This is a genomic window from Ruegeria alba (assembly GCF_022321465.1).
Classification (GTDB): Bacteria; Pseudomonadota; Alphaproteobacteria; order Rhodobacterales; family Rhodobacteraceae; genus Ruegeria_B; species Ruegeria_B alba.
The window spans coordinates 33,587-50,383 of record NZ_JAKOEM010000021.1; the positions used below are offsets into that span (position 1 = coordinate 33,587).

The window sequence follows — 16,797 nt, forward strand, 5'->3', positions numbered from 1 at the left end:
GGCTCATGCTTGACACAGGGATTTCTCTATGACAAGCATTTTATGAAACGATGGTTTGAATAATGAACCGATTGGGATGGAGGACCCCGCCATGGATCAGGCAGCTATCGACGCCCTGCGGACCCGTGTGATCCCCCCGCGCGGCCATGTGATCGGTGGCAGGGTCGAGACTGGGGGCGAGACGCTTGACGTGATCTCGCCCATCGACGGGAGCGTTCTGACGCAGATCGCGCGGGGCGGTTCTCGCGAGGTTGAACGGGCTACGGCCGCCGCGCGCCATGCGTTCAACGCCCGTGTCTGGGCGGGGCAGCCGCCCGCCGCCCGCAAGAAGGTGCTGACCCGCCTGGCAGAGCTGATCGAGGGTGAGGCGCTGGACCTTGCGGTGCAGGGGGTGCGCGACAACGGCACCGAGATCTCGATGGCCTTCAAGGCCGAAAGCGGCTCGGCCGCCGGGACCTTTCGTTACTACGCCGAGGCGCTGGACAAGGTCTATGGCGAGATCGCGCCAACGGGGGGCGATATCCTCGGCCTCGTGCACAAGGAACCCGTGGGGGTGGTGGGCGCCATCCTGCCGTGGAATTTCCCCCTGATGATCGGCGCGTGGAAGATCGCGCCGGCGCTGGCCATGGGCAATTCCATCGTGGTCAAACCGGCCGAGAGCGCCTCGCTCTCGATCCTGCGGCTGGCGGAACTGGCGCTGGAGGCGGGGCTGCCCGAGGGTGTGTTCAACGTGGTCACCGGCAAGGGATCCGAAGTGGGCGAGGCGATGGGCCTGTCGATGGAGATCGACATTCTGGTCTTTACCGGCTCGGGCGCGGTCGGGCGGCGGTTGTTGGAGTACTCCGCCCGTTCGAACCTGAAACGCTGTTACCTTGAGCTGGGCGGCAAGTCGCCCAATGTGGTCTTTGGTGATGTGGCCGATCTGGATCATGCGGCCAAGGTTTCGGCGGCGGGCATTTTTCGCAATTCGGGGCAGGTCTGTGTCGCGGGTTCGCGTCTGATCGTCGAACGGTCGATCCATGACGAATTCGTCGATGCGCTCTGCCGCCATGCCAGCGCGCTGAGGGTGGGCGACCCGCTCGATCTGGGCTCGACCGTGGGGGCGGTGCATTCGGAGGCGCAGCTGGAGCAGAACCTGCGTTTTGTCGAGACCGCCTTGGCCGAGGGCGCCGATTGCGCGCTCGGCGGCCAGCGCATTCTGGAGGTGACGGGCGGATATTACATGCAGCCCACGGTGATGACCGGTGTGGCGCGCGACGCGACGCTGAACCAGCAGGAGGTGTTTGGCCCGGTGCTGGCGGTCAGCGCCTTTGACACCGAGGCAGAGGCGGTCGATCTGGCCAATTCCACCGTCTATGGTCTGGCCTCCGGCCTGTGGACCTCGGACCTCAGCCGCGCGCATCGGATGGTGCGCGCCATCCGCGCCGGTGTGGTGCATGTGAACACCTATGGCGGCGCTGACGGCACCGTGCCTTTGGGCGGCGTCGGCCAGTCGGGTAACGGCCATGACAAGAGCTTGCATGCGCTGGACAAATACGTGGATCTGAAAACCGCCTGGATGCAGCTATGACGCCAGAGACCCAGGCCCTTCTAGACCGGCGCGCGCGCCTGTTGGGGCCGAATGTCAGCCTGTTCTATGACGAACCGGTGCATGTGGTCCGCGGGCAGGGGGTCTGGCTGTGGGACAGCGACGGCAACACCTATCTCGATTGCTATAACAACGTGCCGCATGTGGGGCATTGTCACCCCCGCGTGGTCGAGGCCATTGCGACGCAGGCCGCGACGCTGAACACCCATACCCGCTATCTGCATGAGGGTATCCTCGACTATGTCGAGGCGCTGACCGCGACATTCGATGCGCCGTTGGACACCGCGATCCTGACCTGCACAGGCTCTGAGGCGAACGATATCGCGCTGCGCATGGCGCAGGCGGTTACCGGCAACACCGGGGTGATCGCGACCGATCACACCTATCACGGCAACACGACGGCGGTATCGCAACTGTCGCGCACCAATCCGCCGCCCGGCGGGTATTGGGACAACATGGCCTTTGTGCCCGCACCCGACAGCTATCGCCCCCTGGGCGGCGTTCCCGGTCCGGCGCATGCACAAGCGTTTGCCGCCGCCGTGCAGGGGCAGATCGCGGCACTGGCCGCGCGCGGGCACAAGCTCGCCTGCCTGATCATCTGCCCCTATTTTGCCAATGAAGGCTTTCCCACGCTGGAGACCGGATGGCTCGCCCCCGCAATCGAGGCCGTGCGCCGCGCCGGTGGCACCGTGATCGCGGATGAGGTGCAGCCCGGTTTTGGCCGCCTGGGCAGCCATTTCTGGGGTCACCAGAAGGCGGGCTTTCTGCCTGACGTGGTGACCCTGGGCAAGCCGATGGCCAACGGCCATCCGGTGGGCGGGGTGGTGACCAGCCCCGGGATCATGGCCGCGTTTCGCGAGCGGTTCCGCTATTTCAACACCTTCGGCGGAAACCCGGTTTCGGCGGCCGCCGCGCTTGCAACCCTGAAGGTGGTGCAGGACGAAGGGTTGATGGAGAACGCGCGCGCGGTGGGTGAGTATGCCCGCGAGGGATTGCGCGAACTTGCGGCGAGGCATGAATGCATCGGCGATCTGCGCGGATCGGGGCTGTTCTTCGGGGCCGAGATGGTGCTGGACCGGGCCGACAAGACCCCCGCCACCGCCTTTGCCAAGCGGGTCGCCAACGCGATGCGGCAACGGGGTGTGCTGCTGAATTTCCTGGGCATCCATTACAACACGCTGAAGATCCGCCCACCGATGCCGTTCAGCCGTGCCAATGCAGACCAGTTGATCGAAACACTGGACACCGTCCTGTCCGAAACGCCGTTAGTGCCGTGACCTTTGCCCTCGCCCATGCCTTGAGACTCTGGGGCCTCGACGGGGCCCGTCATGAGCTGGCCGCGCAGCGGGAAAACGAGGTCTGGAAGGTGTCGGACGGCACGCGCCACTATGCGTTGCGCTTTCACCGTCCCGGCTACCGGAGCGAGGCCGAGTTGCACTCGGAGCTTGCCTGGATGGAGATGCTGGGCAAGGCGGAACTGTTGGTTCCGCAACCGGTGCGTCAGGTGGATGGCACCTTGTTGGGCCGGGTCGAGGGTCGGCATGTCAGCCTGCTGGAATGGCTGGATGGCCGTCCACTGGGCGAAATGGGGCGCTTGGCGCCGGGACTGGATGCCGAGGCCATGGGCCACACCATCGGGGCACAGATGGCCCGGATGCACGATCTGACGGACCGCTGGACACTGCCCAGCGGATTCCAGCGTCCCGACTGGCGGCGGTCGGGGTTGCTGGGGCCGGACCCGCTCTGGGGTCGGTTCTGGGAACACCCTGACCTCGACCCCGAGCAGCGGCAGTTGATGATCGCAACCCGCCAGCGGGCGTTGGCCGGGTTCGAAGGGTTCGCCCCCGATGCCGATCAGGGCTTGATCCATGCCGATCTGGTCGCCGAGAATGTGCTGGTCGACCACGATCGCGTGGCGTTCATAGATTTCGACGATAGCGCCTGGGGATACCGGGATTTCGACCTTGCGACGGTTCTGGTCAAGTTCATCGGCCAGCCCGAATACGGCCGGCTGAGGGCGGGTCTGTGCGCGGGCTATGCCGTGCGCCGCAAGGTCGACCCCGGCACGCTCGATTTCATGCTGCTGCTGCGGGCGCTGACCTATCCGGGCTGGATCCTGTCGCGGCTGGACGAACCGGGCGGGCGGCAAAGATCGACACGCATGCTGGACACCGCGCTGCGGCTGGCCGGAGATTTCATGGAGGAGAGGCTGAGATGAGCGACAAGACGATCCTGATCGCGGGCACCTATGACACCAAGGATGACGAGCTGAATTACCTCGCCGGCGTGATCGCGGCGCAGGGGGGGGACGTGCTGTCGATGGATGTCAGCGTGCTGGGCGATCCGTCCCGTCCCACGGATGTCTCCAAGCATGAGGTGGCCGAGGCCGGCGGCAGTTCCATACAGGCGGCCATCGACAGCGGTGACGAGAATGCCGCGATGCAGATCATGGCCGCCGGTGCGGCGGCCAAGGCATTGGAGCTGTATCGTGCGGGCCGGATTCACGGGGTGATCGTGCTGGGCGGCACCATGGGCACCGATCTGGCGCTGGACCTGTGCGCGGCACTGCCGCTTGGGGTGCCGAAATACATCGTCTCGACCGTCTCGTTCTCACCCTTGCTGCCGCCCGAGCGGATCCCGGCGGATGTGCAGATGATCCTCTGGGCGGGGGGGCTCTATGGGCTGAATTCGATCTGCAAGGCCTCGCTCAGCCAGGCCGCGGGGGCGGTGCTGGGGGCCGCGCGCGCGGTCGAGGCGCCGCATCGCGACCGGCCGCTGATCGGCATGACCAGCTTTGGCAAGACGGTGCTGCGCTATATGGTCAGCCTGAAACCGGCGCTTGAGGCGCGCGGATACGAGGTGGCGGTGTTCCACGCCACCGGCATGGGCGGGCGCGCGTTCGAGAGCCTTGCGGCCGAGGGCGCCTTTGCCGCGGTGTTCGATTTCGCGCCGCAAGAGGTGGCAAACCACCTTTACGGCGGCCTCTCGGCGGGGGCTGACAGGATGACCAATGCGGGCAGGCAGGGCATCCCGCAGCTGGTGGCGCCGGGTTGTTACGATCTGGTCGATTATGTCGGCTGGCAGGCGCCGCCCCCGGCGCTGGCCGACCGGCCCAACCACGCCCATAACCGTCTGTTGACCTCGGCAGTGCTGGAGGCGGACGAGCGCCGCGATGTCGCACGCGCCATTTGTGGCAAGCTGGCGGGCGCCAAGGGTCCGGTGGCGTTGATGCTGCCCACCGGGGGCTGCAACGAATGGGACCGCCCCGGTGCGCCGCTGCATGATGCGGACGGGCTGGCGGCCTTTTGCGAGGAGATCCGCAGCACTTGTCCGGCCAATGCCGACCTGGTCGAACTCGATGCCCATATCAACGACGCCGCGTTCTCGGACCGGGCGCTGGCGATCTTTGACGATTGGATGGCGAGGGGGCTGGTCGGCAAAGGGGCTTAGCAACTGTATCTGTCAGGGGTGGCGGGGCTCGCATTCCCGCCGTCTTTTGCACAGAGCATTGGCGATGATGACGAGCTTGCGCGCGACGGCCGTGACGATGACCTTGTGTGGTTTCCCGGCTTTACGGAGCCGATCTGCGAAGGCTTTAAGCGCCGGGTTGTGATGCGAGGCGACCAGTGCTGCCTGGAACAGGACATACCGCAGGGCGCGCCTGCCACCGACGATGGTGCGCTTGCCGCGCAGCGTTCCGCTGTCCTGCTCCACTGGCGCCAGACCGTTCAGCGCCGCAACCTTTTTACCGGTGAGCGCGCCGCGTCCGGGAAGTTCGGCGATCAGCGTCGAACTGGCTGCCGGTCCGATGCCGGGCACGGAACGGAGGATCCGCGTGGTGTCCACGAGACGCCTGTCGTGACCGAGAAGCTCTGAAACTCGGCTTTCCAGCTCGGTGATTGCTACATTCAGCCGCTCTTTCAGCTCCAAATCGATATCCTCGAGAAGCTCCGCAGTTCCGGATTTCCGATGCGCCCGGATCTGCGCCAGAAGCCGCTTTCGCATCTCGACCACCTGTGCCCGCCTGGTGGTCAAAGCCCTGAGAAGACGCAGATGTTCCGCCGGAAGTGCTCGTCCAGCGTCGGGTCTGAAGATCATGAATCGGGCAATGAGTTCAGCATCGATACTGTCGGTCTTTGCGCGGGTTCCAAGACTACGCGCGAATACCTTGACCTGGGCCGGCGGCACCGGGCGGGCCTCGACGCCTGCGTCCTCCAGATAGAACCAGAGCCGCCATTCCTGCCCGCCCGTCGCCTCGAAGCACACGATGGCCTCGCGGTGTCGGGCCAGATTGGCCACGGCAACATGACCGTCGTCATCATTGGGCATACGGTGGCGCTGACCTTCCGGAAGGCAATGAACATCGAGCCAATCTCGGCTCACGTCTACGGGTCGTTTCCTCTAAAACAGTTCATCAGGCCGACGCACTACTTCGGCACAGGGTTAACCTCAGATAGAGCCTTTGGATTTACAGAATTCGGCCATGGTGCGGGTTGGGGTGCCGCAAGTTATTCCACTTTAGGAGAGAAACTTGCCCCGGAAGTTGTTGAGCAATTCAAGGAAAACATGTCGACCGGCCGGGATTGTGCCGTTGGTTTCGAGTATGGTAGCACGCAACTGACGCACAAATCAGGGATGCTTTTTTCGCTACCCAACACCTGTTCTGCCGTTTCATATTATCTGCTTGACCACCAAGGTTTTGCAGAAATTGGTATTTCCCAGCCATATCGTTTTATATCACCTCAATGGAATGCCGCGCTTCATGTGCTAAGCGACATCGTCACGGACAAGATCAAGCAATTGAAATTGGATGGTGCGGCGCAAGCTAAAAGCCCCGAACTTTAGAGCAGAAACTCAGAGAAGGTATCCGAGAAGCATTGTTGTGCGGTTCTCTAGACTAAGCCGCACTAAACCAGAAATGCGCGACAGGCATTTTCAAGAAGATGCTACAGGACCTTGCGGGCATGTGCCCCTGGAATGGCAAGCATCTTGCGGTACTTGGCCACGGTACGGCGTGACAATTTGAAACCAGCTGTCTCCAGTTGCCGCATCAATTGATCATCTGAACTTGGGCGTTTTTGGTCCTCAGTCATGATCAGAAGAGACAACCGCTGTAGTGCCTGCTCTCGTGTCTTGCCTGCAGCCTGGTCCGACGCAAGGCCGAGCGCCAGGAACTCTTTGGCGGCAAACGTGCCGATATCCGTCATGATGCGGCAAGACCTCAAGGCGCGGCTGATGGTGCTTTTGTGGACGCCCACTTCGGATGCGAGCTGTTCGACGGTGAGCGGCAGCTTGTTCCGACTGCGCCCAGATTTAATGAATTTCTCCTGTCGCTGCGCGATCGCGTTGCCCGTCGCCAGCAGCGTGTTGGCACGCTTCTGCATCGCGCGCACCATGTTCGCGGCACTTCTGTAGCAATCCCGATAGTAGCTTTGGGCATTGCCGTCTGTTTCGGTGTTTAACGTCGTTGAAAACAGCCCGTCGTCGGTCAGGATCGAGGGCAGGGCGTCTTGGTTCAGTTCGGCCTGCAAGCCACCGTCGGCGCCGGTCCGGATAATGATTTCCGGTGCGCCCTGCACGTGCCCCACGTCTTGCTTGTCGACCAGCGGAGCGGGATCCAGGCTGCGGATGTCTTTGAGCATGTCGATAGCATCCTCCTCGTCAACCCCGCACAGCGCGCATATGTTCGGAACGTCCTGTTTGGCCACGAGGTCGAGCCGGCCCAAAAGTGTCTCGATCAAGGGGTCGAACCGGTTCTTGGCTTCAAGCTGGAGCCGGAAACACTCGGCAAGCGAGGTGGCAAAAAGACCGGGGGGATCGACGTGCTCTTGCAGGAGGGGGACCAGCCGAGCGATGTCGTTCACTGAAACGCCAAGGTAGCCTGCCATGTCGTCAAAGCTGTCAGCAAGAAAACCCCGGTCGTCCAGACTGTGCAAAAGCCCGATTGCCAGCTCGGACTCTTGCCGGGTCAAGCGGATCAGTCCGATCTGCTTGCCGATGTCGTCGAGCGCGGTTTCCTGCGACGGCCCGTCGAGATCATAGGCCGGACTGCCGCCGCCCGGTGCGCCGGTCGGGATGGCGACAAGAAAGGCGTTCCGGCGTCTTTCGCGCGATATGACCCGGATGGCTTCGTCAGGCCCCATCTCGAGCAGGGCCAGGGAGTTGCGCATGGTTTGCGTCAGCGCCAGCTTCTGCGTCTGCGCCTGTCTTTGTGTCTGTCGCATTGCGGCTCCATAACCGATGTCCCCCAACCGGTTTGGCATACCTGTTGCTTGCTATCAACGAAAAGGTCAGGGGGATTTATGGATCTTATTGGTTCAAGAACAATCGCCGCATCAACGGACGTGGTGTGGCAGGCGATCCTGTCCGCGGATGTTCTGCAGGCCTGCGTGCCGGGATGCACCGAAATGTCCGGCTCTCCCGAGGATGGGTTTGAGGCGACGGTGGTGCAGAAGGTTGGGCCCGTCAAAGCAACATTCAAGGGAGTGGTAACGCTCTCCAACATGGTGCCCCGCACGAGTCTTATGTTGAGCGGTGAGGGCAAGGGTGGCGCCGCCGGCTTCGCCAGGGGCGGTGCGAAGGTTCATCTGGAGGCCGAGGGCTCAGGGACCGTGCTCCATTACAACGTGGAAGCCAAGGTTGGCGGCAAGTTGGCACAGCTCGGGTCACGGATCATCGACGGCTTTGCCAGGAAGATGGCCGATCAGTTCTTCGAGAACCTTCAGAAGCAGATCGAAGGGCCTTCCGAGGGCGATGGCAACGAAACAGCAAAGAAGGGGTGGTTCAAAAAGCTGGTCAGCTGAGAACCCGGCCCAGGCAAAACTCAAGGGAGGAATGAATGTCTGAGATCAAGATGACCGTGAACGGCAAGCCCGTGCGCGGTGATGTGAAGGATAACACTTTGCTCGTGGAATTTATCCGCGAACACCTGCGCCTGACCGGAACCCATGTGGGATGTGACACGTCGCAATGCGGCGCTTGTGTTGTGCATGTCAATGGCAAGGCGATCAAGTCCTGCACGATGCTGGCGGCATCAGCCGATGGCGCCGAGGTGACAACAATCGAAGGTGTGGCCAATGGTGATCTGCATCCGATGCAAAAGGCGTTCAACGACAATCACGGGCTGCAATGTGGCTTTTGCACTCCGGGGATGATCATGAGCGGGATCGATATGGTCCAGCGCTACAAGTCGGCGGGCAAAACGCTCGATGAAGCCGCCATCCGCCATGAGCTCGAAGGCAATATCTGCCGCTGCACCGGCTACCACAACATCGTGAAATCCATCGCCCAGGCCGCTGGCGAGATGTAAGGGGAGGAAATCGAATGAGCCAGGGAATAGGCGCGCCGGTAAAGCGCAAGGAAGATAAGCGCTTCACCACCGGCAAAGGTAAATACACCGACGACATCCGAATGGAGAACCAGGCCTACGCCGCTTTTGTGCGGTCACCTTTCGCGCACGCCCGCGTAAGGAATATCGACACCAGCGCTGCCATGGTCATGGACGGTGTCATTGCCATCCATAATGGCGCGGAACTGACCGGTGACGGTATCGGCAACATCATTTGCGGCTGGGCGATCACCTCAAAGGATGGCAGCCCCATGAATATGGGCGCCTGGTCGGCGCTGGCGACCGAAAAGACCCGCTATGTCGGCGACGCGGTGGCCATCGTCATCGCCGAGACAAAGGCCCAGGCCCGCGCGGCCGCAGAGGCGGTCGATGTCGATTATGAGGAGCTTCCGGTGGCCGCGACCATCGCGGCGGCGCTGGCCGATGATGCGCCACAGATCCACGAGAACGCTGCGGGCAACATCGTCTATGACTGGGAAATCGGTGAAAGGGACGCGACGGACAAGGCGCTTGCCAATGCCGCTCATGTCACCGAGATGGATATCACCAACAACCGGCTCAGCCCCAATCCGATGGAGCCGCGCTCGGCAATCGCCACTTTTGACGAGGCCGAGGATCACTATACGCTGTACACAACCAGCCAGAATCCGCACGTGGCGCGTCTTGTCCTCAGCGCGTTCTATCAGGTCGCACCCGAACACAAGCTGCGCGTGATCGCACCGGATGTGGGCGGCGGGTTCGGCTCGAAAATCTACATCTACCCCGAAGAGATTGCTTGCCTTTGGGCGTCGATGAAAACCAATCGTTCGGTGAAGTGGACGTCTGACCGGACCGAGGCGTTTCTGACCGATGCCCATGGCCGCGATCATTTGACCAAGGCCAGGATGGGGTTCGACGCCGAAGGACGGATCGTCGGGTTCAAGGTGTCGACCAAGGCCAATTTCGGCGCCTATATGTCGCTCTTTTCCAGCGCAGTACCCACCTATCTCTATGCTACGCTGTTATCGGGCACATACAACATTCCCAACATCTATTGCGAGGTGCTGGGGGTCTATACCAACACCGTGCCGGTCGATGCTTATCGCGGGGCAGGGCGGCCCGAGGCGTCCTATCTCGTCGAACGCATGATGGAGACCGCAGCGCGCGAGTTGGGCAAGGACCCAGCCGAGCTGCGCAACATCAACTTCATCCGTGAATTTCCGCATCAGACGCCGGTCATCATGAACTACGACAGCGGCGATTTCGAAGGCAACATGCGTCAGGCGATGGAGGCCACGGACTGGGCGGGGTTCGCCGCGCGCAAGGCCGAAAGCAGGGCGCGCGGTAAACTACGGGGCATCGGCATGTCGTGCTATATCGAAGCTTGCGGGATTGCGCCTTCGGCAGCGGTCGGGTCGCTGGGTGCGGGTGTCGGGCTTTGGGAAAGCGCCGAGGTGCGAATGAATCCCGTCGGCACGATCGAGGTGCTCACCGGATCGCACAGCCATGGCCAGGGGCACGAGACAACCTTTGCGCAGGTGGTGGCGGACCGGTTCGGCGTGCCGATCGACAGCGTGCAGATCGTGCATGGCGACACCGACAAGGTGCAGTTTGGCATGGGGACCTATGGCTCGCGCTCGGGTCCGGTCGGCATGTCGGCCATAGTCAAGGCGCTCGACAAGGTCGAGGCCAAGATCAGGAAACTGGCCGCACACCTGCTGGAAGTATCCGAGGCCGACATTGTCATCGAAGACGCCCAGGCCAAGGTCGTCGGCACCAACAAGTCACTGGCATGGCACGAGATCGGACTGGCGGCCTATACCGGCCACAACCTGCCCGAGGGGATGGAGCCGGGTTTGAAGGAGGGGGCGTTCTATGACCCGCTGAACTTCACCTTCCCAATGGGCTGCTTCATCTGCGAGGTCGAGGTTGACCCGCAGACCGGCAAGACCGAGATCGTCAGCTTTGTCGCATCGGACGATTTTGGCACGATCATCAACCCGATGATTGTCGAAGGCCAGGTGCATGGCGGTATCGCGCAGGGCGTTGGGCAGGCCATGCTGGAGGAGGTCAGATACAGCGAAGACGGCCAGCAATTGTCAGCCTCTTACATGGATTACGCCATGCCCCGCGCCGATGATCTGCCCAACTTCGAAGTTCTTCATCACGGCACGACCTGCACTACGAACCCGTTGGGGATGAAGGGGTGCGGAGAGGCAGGTGCCATCGGCACACCGCCTGCGGTCATCAACGCGATTACCAGCGCAATCGGAAACAATGATCTGAACATGCCTGCGACGCCCGCAAAGGTCTGGGCGGCTATCAACGCAGCCAGGATCGCAGCGGAATAGAGGAGGTCAGGATATGCACAACGCAAATTATCACGCCGCGCACACGACTGCAGACGCGGCATCGCTTTTGGCTTCGGCCGAAGATGGTGTCTTGCTGGCGGGCGGGCAGACACTCTTGCCGACCATGAAGGCCCGATTGGCAGCCCCGTCGGACCTTGTCGATATCTCTCGGGCAGAAGAGCTGCGCGGCATTTCGATCGCAGATGGAGCTGTCACGATTGGTGCGATGACGACCCATTCGGAAGTGGCCAGCAATTCGGACCTGCAAACCGCATTCCCGGCACTTTGCTCGCTGGCGGGCCGCATCGGCGATCCGGCTGTGCGTCATCGCGGCACCATTGGCGGAAGCCTGGCAAACAACGACCCGGCGGCCTGTTATCCGGCGGCTGTACTGGCCACTGGTGCAACCATCTCAACCAACACGCGCGACATCGCGGCGGACGATTACTTTCAAGGAATGTTCACCACCGCGCTGAAAGAGGGAGAGATCATCACCTCGGTGACACTGCCCATTCCGCAAGCTGCGCATTACCAGAAGTTTGCGCAGCCTGCTTCGCGTTTTGCTCTGGTGGGTGTGTTCGTCGCGAAATACGCCGACGGCGTCAGGGTCGCTGTCACGGGCGCATCCGAGGACGGAGTTCATCGCTGGACGGAAGCCGAGGTTGCCCTGAGTGACAGCTTCGCGGCAGAGGCGGTTGCCGACCTGGCGGTCTCCGCCGACGGTCTAATTTCGGATTTGCACGGGGATGGCGCTTACCGGGCGAACCTCGTGAAGGTGCTGACCGGACGCGCTGTCACAGCCGCTGGCTGACGTCGGCCGGACCTGGACGCCGCCGGGGCCGTGCTGCCTCGGGCGTCCGGGTTCGCCCTGTTTCCGTCTCATTGGCGACCGCTGTCTGGTCGACGCGATCATGTGCCCTGACCATCATGAGGCAAGCCGTGGAGCCGTCCGATCGGTCCGCGGCTCCATTTTGTTGGTGACGCCCGGCCGTTGGCCACTCTCATACGACGGTAATTTTGGTCGTGTACTGAGTTGCGCGCCTCAGTCTGCCTGAAATTATGCCATACAAGGTCGAGCCCGAAGCCGCCTGACAACGCTCGTCGGCAACGTCCGGATCTTGGGTCTGACAACTGCGGGGACGCCAAGCGCCCGACCGTCCTGTGCCTCGCTTTTCCTATCTCACCGCACTGACTCGATACGGGCGGAGGGCGCGGGCCGGCGCTTGGCACACTTGTTGCTTTATCTGGGTAAATGGAGGCGTCGCCCGTGACCAAAGTCGGCATCATTGCAAATCCGGTTTCTGCCCGTGACATTCGCAGGATTGTCAGTCACGCGGGCAATCTTCCGATCAACGACAGGGCCAATATCGTTCTGCGTATGCTGACGGGGCTCTCGGCCACTGGGGTCGACGAGGTTGTGATTATGCCCGAGAATGGCGGCATCCGGACCCAGCTAATGCGCACGATCGAGCGCGAAAGCAAGACAGGCCGACAGCGCTTTCCGAAGGTCACCTACCTTGATATGCCGGTGACCTGCACATCGGACGACAGCGCCGAAGCCGCGCGCCAGATGCATGATCAGGGCGTTGGTGCCATCGTGGTTCTGGGCGGCGACGGAACCAATCGCGTCGTTGTCTCCAGGTGCGGTAACACCCCAATTGCGGGGGTATCGACGGGAACCAACAACGCATTCCCTGAGCTACGCGAGCCGACGATCACCGGCCTTGCTGTCGGACTTGCCGTGACAGGGCAGGTGCCGTGCGACCACGCATTTTCCTACAACAAGAGGCTGGAAGTCCGCGTCAACGATCAGCGCGAGATTGCCCTGGTCGATGTCGCCGTCGTCTCGGAGAGATTCATCGGCGCGCGGGCGATCTGGAAGACCGAAAGCTTTCGGGATCTTTTTGTGACATTTGGCCGACCGGATGGGATCGGCATGTCTTCGATTATTGGCCTTTTGGCACCGCTGGATCGCGAAACACCAAAGGGACGCCGTGTCCGCCTGCTCCCACTTGAGACGGCCAAGACCCGCCTGACCGCCCCTATCGCGCCGGGGCTGATCGAAGAGGTCGGGATCGGCGCCGTGGAAACGATCGTCCCGGACGATGTCTACCTGCCCAGCGTCTCGGCCGGTTCCTTTGCGCTCGATGGTGAGCGTGAACTGACCTTCAGCGAAATCGACGATGTGAGCATCCGGCTTCAGGCCGATGCCTTCCGCACGATTAACGTGCCCGATTGCATGGCCTACGCCGCCAAGCACGGGCTTCTCACCAAGGAAGCGAATGGTTCGCTTCATGTCGCTCAGTAACAAAAGGGAGGACCTCATGAGCAACCCATTCCCACTGGAGAAAGATGGGCTCTTGGACGCCTATCGCCGGATGAAGACGATCCGGGAATTCGAGGAGCGCTTGCATGTCGATTTCGGCCGCGGCGACATTCCGGGCTTTGTGCACCTGTATGCCGGCGAAGAAGCCGCCGGCGTCGGCATCATGATGCATTTGCAAGACCATGACCGCATAGCATCAACCCACCGCGGGCACGGCCACTGCATTGCCAAGGGCGTCGATGTCAAAGCCATGATGGCCGAAATTTATGGCAAGGCCACCGGGTCGTGCGCGGGCAAGGGCGGCTCGATGCATATTGCCGACCTGTCCAAGGGCATGATGGGTGCGAACGGTATTCTGGGTGCGGGGGCACCGCTGGTCTGCGGAGCCGCACTGGCGGCGCAAAAGCTTGGCCACGACGGGGTCGGCATTACCTTCTTCGGGGACGGCGCGTCGAACCAGGGTACCGTTCTGGAATCGATGAACCTGGCCGCCATCTGGAACTTGCCTGCGATCTTCGTGGTGGAGAACAACGGCTATGCTGAATCGACCTCCGTCGATTACGCTGTCGCCTCCGACTCCTACGTCGATCGCGCAACTGGCTTCGGTATGCCGGGCATCACCGTCGATGGCACCGACTTCTTTGCCGTCTACGAGGCGGCGGGCGAGGTCATCAAGCGCGCCCGCGAAGGGGCTGGCCCAACGCTTCTTGAGTGCAAGATGATCCGGTTCTTTGGTCACTTCGAAGGCGATGCGCAGACCTATCGTGCGCCGGGCGAAAACGAAGACAACCGCAAGAACCGCGACTGTCTGAAGATCTTCCGCGCGAAAGTGACCGAGGCCGGGGTTTTGACCGATGCCGAACTGGACGCGATCGATGCCGAGGTCCTCGCCTTGATCGACGAGGCCGTCAAAGAGGCAAAAGCCGCGCCGCTGCCTGGCCCCGCAGAACTGACCACCGACGTGTACGTCGCCTATTAACGACAAGACAAGGAGGATTGAGAAATGGCTCGTACACTGAGCATGAAAGACGCGATCAACGAAGCGATTGATCAGGAAATGGCCCGCGACAAGACCGTCATCATGATGGGCGAAGACATCGTGGGCGGCGCGGGCGCCGCAGGCGAAGATGACGCCTGGGGCGGGGTTCTTGGGGTCTCCAAAGGGCTCTACCACAAGCACCCCAAGCAGATGATCGACACGCCTTTGTCGGAAAGCGCCTATGTGGGGGCGGCCATCGGCGCCGCGACCTGCGGGCTCCGTCCGATTGCGGAACTTATGTTCATCGACTTCATGGGCGTCTGCCTGGACCAGATCTACAACCAGGCGGCCAAGTTCCGCTACATGTTCGGCGGCAAGGCCGAAACGCCGGTGGTGATCCGTGCGATGTGCGGCGCGGGCTTCCGCGCGGCGGCCCAGCACAGTCAGATGCTGACACCGATCTTCACCCACATTCCGGGTCTCAAGGTGGTCTGCCCCTCGAACGCCTATGACACCAAGGGTCTTTTGATCCAGGCGATCCGCGACAATGATCCGGTCATCTTCCTGGAGCACAAGAACCTCTACGCCTCCGAATGCGATGTGCCGGAAGAGCCTTATGCGATCCCCTTTGGCGAGGCCAATATCGCCCGCGAAGGCAGCGACGTGACCATTGTGGCCTATGGCCTGATGGTGCCGAATTCGCTGGCGGCGGCGGAAACACTGAAGAAGGAGGGCATCGACTGCGAAGTGATCGACCTGCGCACGCTTTCGCCCATCGACATGGACACGGTGATCGAGAGCGTCGAGGAAACCGGGCGACTGGTCTGCGTGGACGAAGCCAACCCGCGCTGTTCGATCGCGACGGACGTCTCGGCGACGGTTGCGCGGGATGCGTTCAAGGCGCTGAAAGCCCCGATCGAGATGGTCACCGCGCCGCATACGCCCGTGCCATTCTCACCGTCGCTCGAAGACCTCTATATCCCGTCGCCCGACCGGATCGCAGAGGCCGTGCGCAAGACGATGGGGGCGTAACTCAAATGAGCGATCAAATCGTACCGATCCTGATGCCGAAATGGGGGCTTTCCATGAAAGTGGGCACCCTTGCCGCCTGGCATGTGGAAGAAGGAACTCAGATCAACCCTGGCGACGAGATCATGGATGTCGAGACCGATAAGATCGCAAATGTCGTGGAGGCCGCCGACGGTGGCCTCCTGCGCAGATGCGTCGGGACAGCCGGAGAGATTTATCCGGTTCAGGCTCTTTTGGGTGTCCTGGCGCCGGCGTCGGTCTCGGATGCCGAGATCGACGCCTATGTTGCGGCCTTCGAGATGCCCGAGGTCGAGGAAGACGGAGAGGAAGTTCCCAGCCATCAGACAGCCGACCTTGAAATCGGCCGTATCCGCTATTTGACGCGGGAGGGCGAAGGCACCCCGGTCATTTTCATTCACGGGTTTGGCGGCGACAGCGACAACTGGCTTTTCAACGTGGACGCGGTTGCGGCCGATGCGCCGGTCTATGCACTTGACTTGCCTGGTCATGGCGGGTCGGTAAAGTCCATCGACAACCCCGGTCTTGGCACGATGGTGACGGCCGTCATTCAATTGATGGATCACTTGTCCATCGAAAAGGCACATTTGGTTGGCCATTCGATGGGGGGGCTGGTTTCGGGACAGACGGCGATTGACCATGTGGGGCGAGTGGCATCGCTGACGCTGATCTGCTCGGCGGGTCTGGGGGATGAAATCAACCCAGACTATATCGGTGGATTTGTTTCGGCGGCGTCCCGCAAGGAGTTGAAGCCGGTGCTGAAACACCTCTTTGCCGATGACAGCCTCGTCAGCCGCTCGATGGTGGATGATCTGCTGAAGTACAAGCGCCTCGATGGTGTCCAGGCGTTCCTGGACGCGCTCAAAGGCAATCTGTTTTCACAAGGAAAGCAGGGCGCGAGCATCGCTGCGGGAGTCGCCGCGTCGGGCGTGCCGACGACCGTGATCTGGGGGGCGGAGGACGCCGTTATTCCGCCAAGCCATGCCAGCGCAATCAGCGGCGCCAAGGTCGAAGTGATCGCGGATGCCGGGCACATGGTCATGATGGAGAATGCCGCACGCGTGAACGAGCTGATCAAGGCTCAGCTCTGATTGCTCCTGTCGCACTGGCGCATCTGCGCAAAAGTGCGGTCGATGTGTCTCGTCGGACTGGCCGTAAGCGAGCACATCTCAAGTCCCG

General features: G+C 61.9%; 15 protein-coding genes. 13 read left to right on the forward strand and 2 right to left on the reverse strand.

Features of this window, described 5'->3' with window-relative positions:
• The first annotated feature begins 91 nt into the window (after nucleotides 1-91).
• Genes MB818_RS18090 through MB818_RS18105 form a run of 4 tightly spaced genes read left to right on the forward strand, consistent with a single transcriptional unit; the run spans nucleotide 92 to nucleotide 5,038 of the window.
• Nucleotides 92-1,570 carry an aldehyde dehydrogenase gene (locus MB818_RS18090; RefSeq protein ID WP_238905951.1) on the forward strand — a complete coding sequence of 493 codons (1,479 nt, stop codon included), beginning with the start codon at nucleotides 92-94 and terminating at the stop codon, nucleotides 1,568-1,570.
• A complete protein-coding gene (locus tag MB818_RS18095; protein ID WP_238905952.1) occupies nucleotides 1,567-2,865 on the forward strand; it encodes an aspartate aminotransferase family protein in 1,299 nt (432 codons plus the stop codon). The genes MB818_RS18090 and MB818_RS18095 overlap by 4 nt, the downstream gene beginning before the upstream one ends.
• Nucleotides 2,862-3,806, forward strand: a complete 945-nt coding sequence (locus tag MB818_RS18100) for a homoserine kinase (RefSeq protein WP_234140640.1) — start codon at nucleotides 2,862-2,864, stop codon at nucleotides 3,804-3,806. Before MB818_RS18095 ends, MB818_RS18100 begins: the two co-directional genes overlap by 4 nt.
• Nucleotides 3,803-5,038: a Tm-1-like ATP-binding domain-containing protein gene (locus MB818_RS18105; RefSeq protein ID WP_234140641.1), complete on the forward strand. Its 1,236-nt coding sequence runs from the start codon at nucleotides 3,803-3,805 to the stop codon at nucleotides 5,036-5,038. Before MB818_RS18100 ends, MB818_RS18105 begins: the two co-directional genes overlap by 4 nt.
• Before the next feature lie 12 nt (nucleotides 5,039-5,050).
• Here the strand turns inward: MB818_RS18105 and MB818_RS18110 are convergent, their stop codons facing one another.
• Entirely contained in the window at nucleotides 5,051-5,917 is an 867-nt protein-coding gene (locus MB818_RS18110) for an IS110 family RNA-guided transposase (protein ID WP_238905953.1), read from the reverse strand.
• Here MB818_RS18110 and MB818_RS18115 point away from each other — a divergent pair.
• Nucleotides 5,894-6,433: a hypothetical protein gene (locus tag MB818_RS18115; RefSeq protein ID WP_238905954.1), complete on the forward strand. Its 540-nt coding sequence runs from the start codon at nucleotides 5,894-5,896 to the stop codon at nucleotides 6,431-6,433. The genes MB818_RS18110 and MB818_RS18115 overlap by 24 nt on opposite strands.
• Nucleotides 6,434-6,534: 101 nt before the next feature.
• Here the strand turns inward: MB818_RS18115 and MB818_RS18120 are convergent, their stop codons facing one another.
• A complete protein-coding gene (locus MB818_RS18120) occupies nucleotides 6,535-7,812 on the reverse strand; it encodes an RNA polymerase factor sigma-54 (protein ID WP_234176972.1) in 1,278 nt (425 codons plus the stop codon).
• Nucleotides 7,813-7,890: 78 nt separating this feature from the next.
• Between MB818_RS18120 and MB818_RS18125 the strand changes: the two genes are divergently transcribed.
• The 8 genes from MB818_RS18125 to MB818_RS18160 all read left to right on the forward strand — a co-directional run bounded on the left by MB818_RS18125 (nucleotide 7,891) and on the right by MB818_RS18160 (nucleotide 16,709).
• Nucleotides 7,891-8,391, forward strand: a complete 501-nt coding sequence (locus tag MB818_RS18125; RefSeq protein WP_234168297.1) for an SRPBCC family protein — start codon at nucleotides 7,891-7,893, stop codon at nucleotides 8,389-8,391.
• A 35-nt stretch (nucleotides 8,392-8,426) separates the two neighbouring features.
• Complete coding sequence (locus tag MB818_RS18130) at nucleotides 8,427-8,897, forward strand: (2Fe-2S)-binding protein (RefSeq protein WP_234168295.1); 471 nt, start codon at nucleotides 8,427-8,429, stop codon at nucleotides 8,895-8,897.
• A 14-nt stretch (nucleotides 8,898-8,911) separates the two neighbouring features.
• On the forward strand, nucleotides 8,912-11,266 hold the full coding sequence (locus MB818_RS18135) for a xanthine dehydrogenase family protein molybdopterin-binding subunit (RefSeq protein WP_238905955.1): 2,355 nt from the start codon (nucleotides 8,912-8,914) through the stop codon (nucleotides 11,264-11,266).
• Nucleotides 11,267-11,279: 13 nt separating this feature from the next.
• Complete coding sequence (locus tag MB818_RS18140) at nucleotides 11,280-12,077, forward strand: FAD binding domain-containing protein (RefSeq protein ID WP_234168291.1); 798 nt, start codon at nucleotides 11,280-11,282, stop codon at nucleotides 12,075-12,077.
• Between the two features lie 456 nt (nucleotides 12,078-12,533).
• The gene (locus MB818_RS18145) at nucleotides 12,534-13,574 is read left to right on the forward strand and encodes an ATP-NAD kinase family protein (RefSeq protein WP_234168290.1); all 1,041 of its coding nucleotides are present in this window, start codon (nucleotides 12,534-12,536) and stop codon (nucleotides 13,572-13,574) included.
• A gap of 16 nt (nucleotides 13,575-13,590) precedes the next feature.
• Entirely contained in the window at nucleotides 13,591-14,571 is a 981-nt protein-coding gene (locus MB818_RS18150) for a thiamine pyrophosphate-dependent dehydrogenase E1 component subunit alpha (protein ID WP_234168288.1), read from the forward strand.
• 24 nt (nucleotides 14,572-14,595) lie between these two features.
• Nucleotides 14,596-15,603 (forward strand): alpha-ketoacid dehydrogenase subunit beta, encoded by a 1,008-nt coding sequence (locus tag MB818_RS18155; protein ID WP_234168286.1) that lies wholly within the window; start codon nucleotides 14,596-14,598, stop codon nucleotides 15,601-15,603.
• Between the two features lie 5 nt (nucleotides 15,604-15,608).
• On the forward strand, nucleotides 15,609-16,709 hold the full coding sequence (locus MB818_RS18160; protein WP_255700180.1) for an acetoin dehydrogenase dihydrolipoyllysine-residue acetyltransferase subunit: 1,101 nt from the start codon (nucleotides 15,609-15,611) through the stop codon (nucleotides 16,707-16,709).
• Nucleotides 16,710-16,797: the final 88 nt, after the last annotated feature.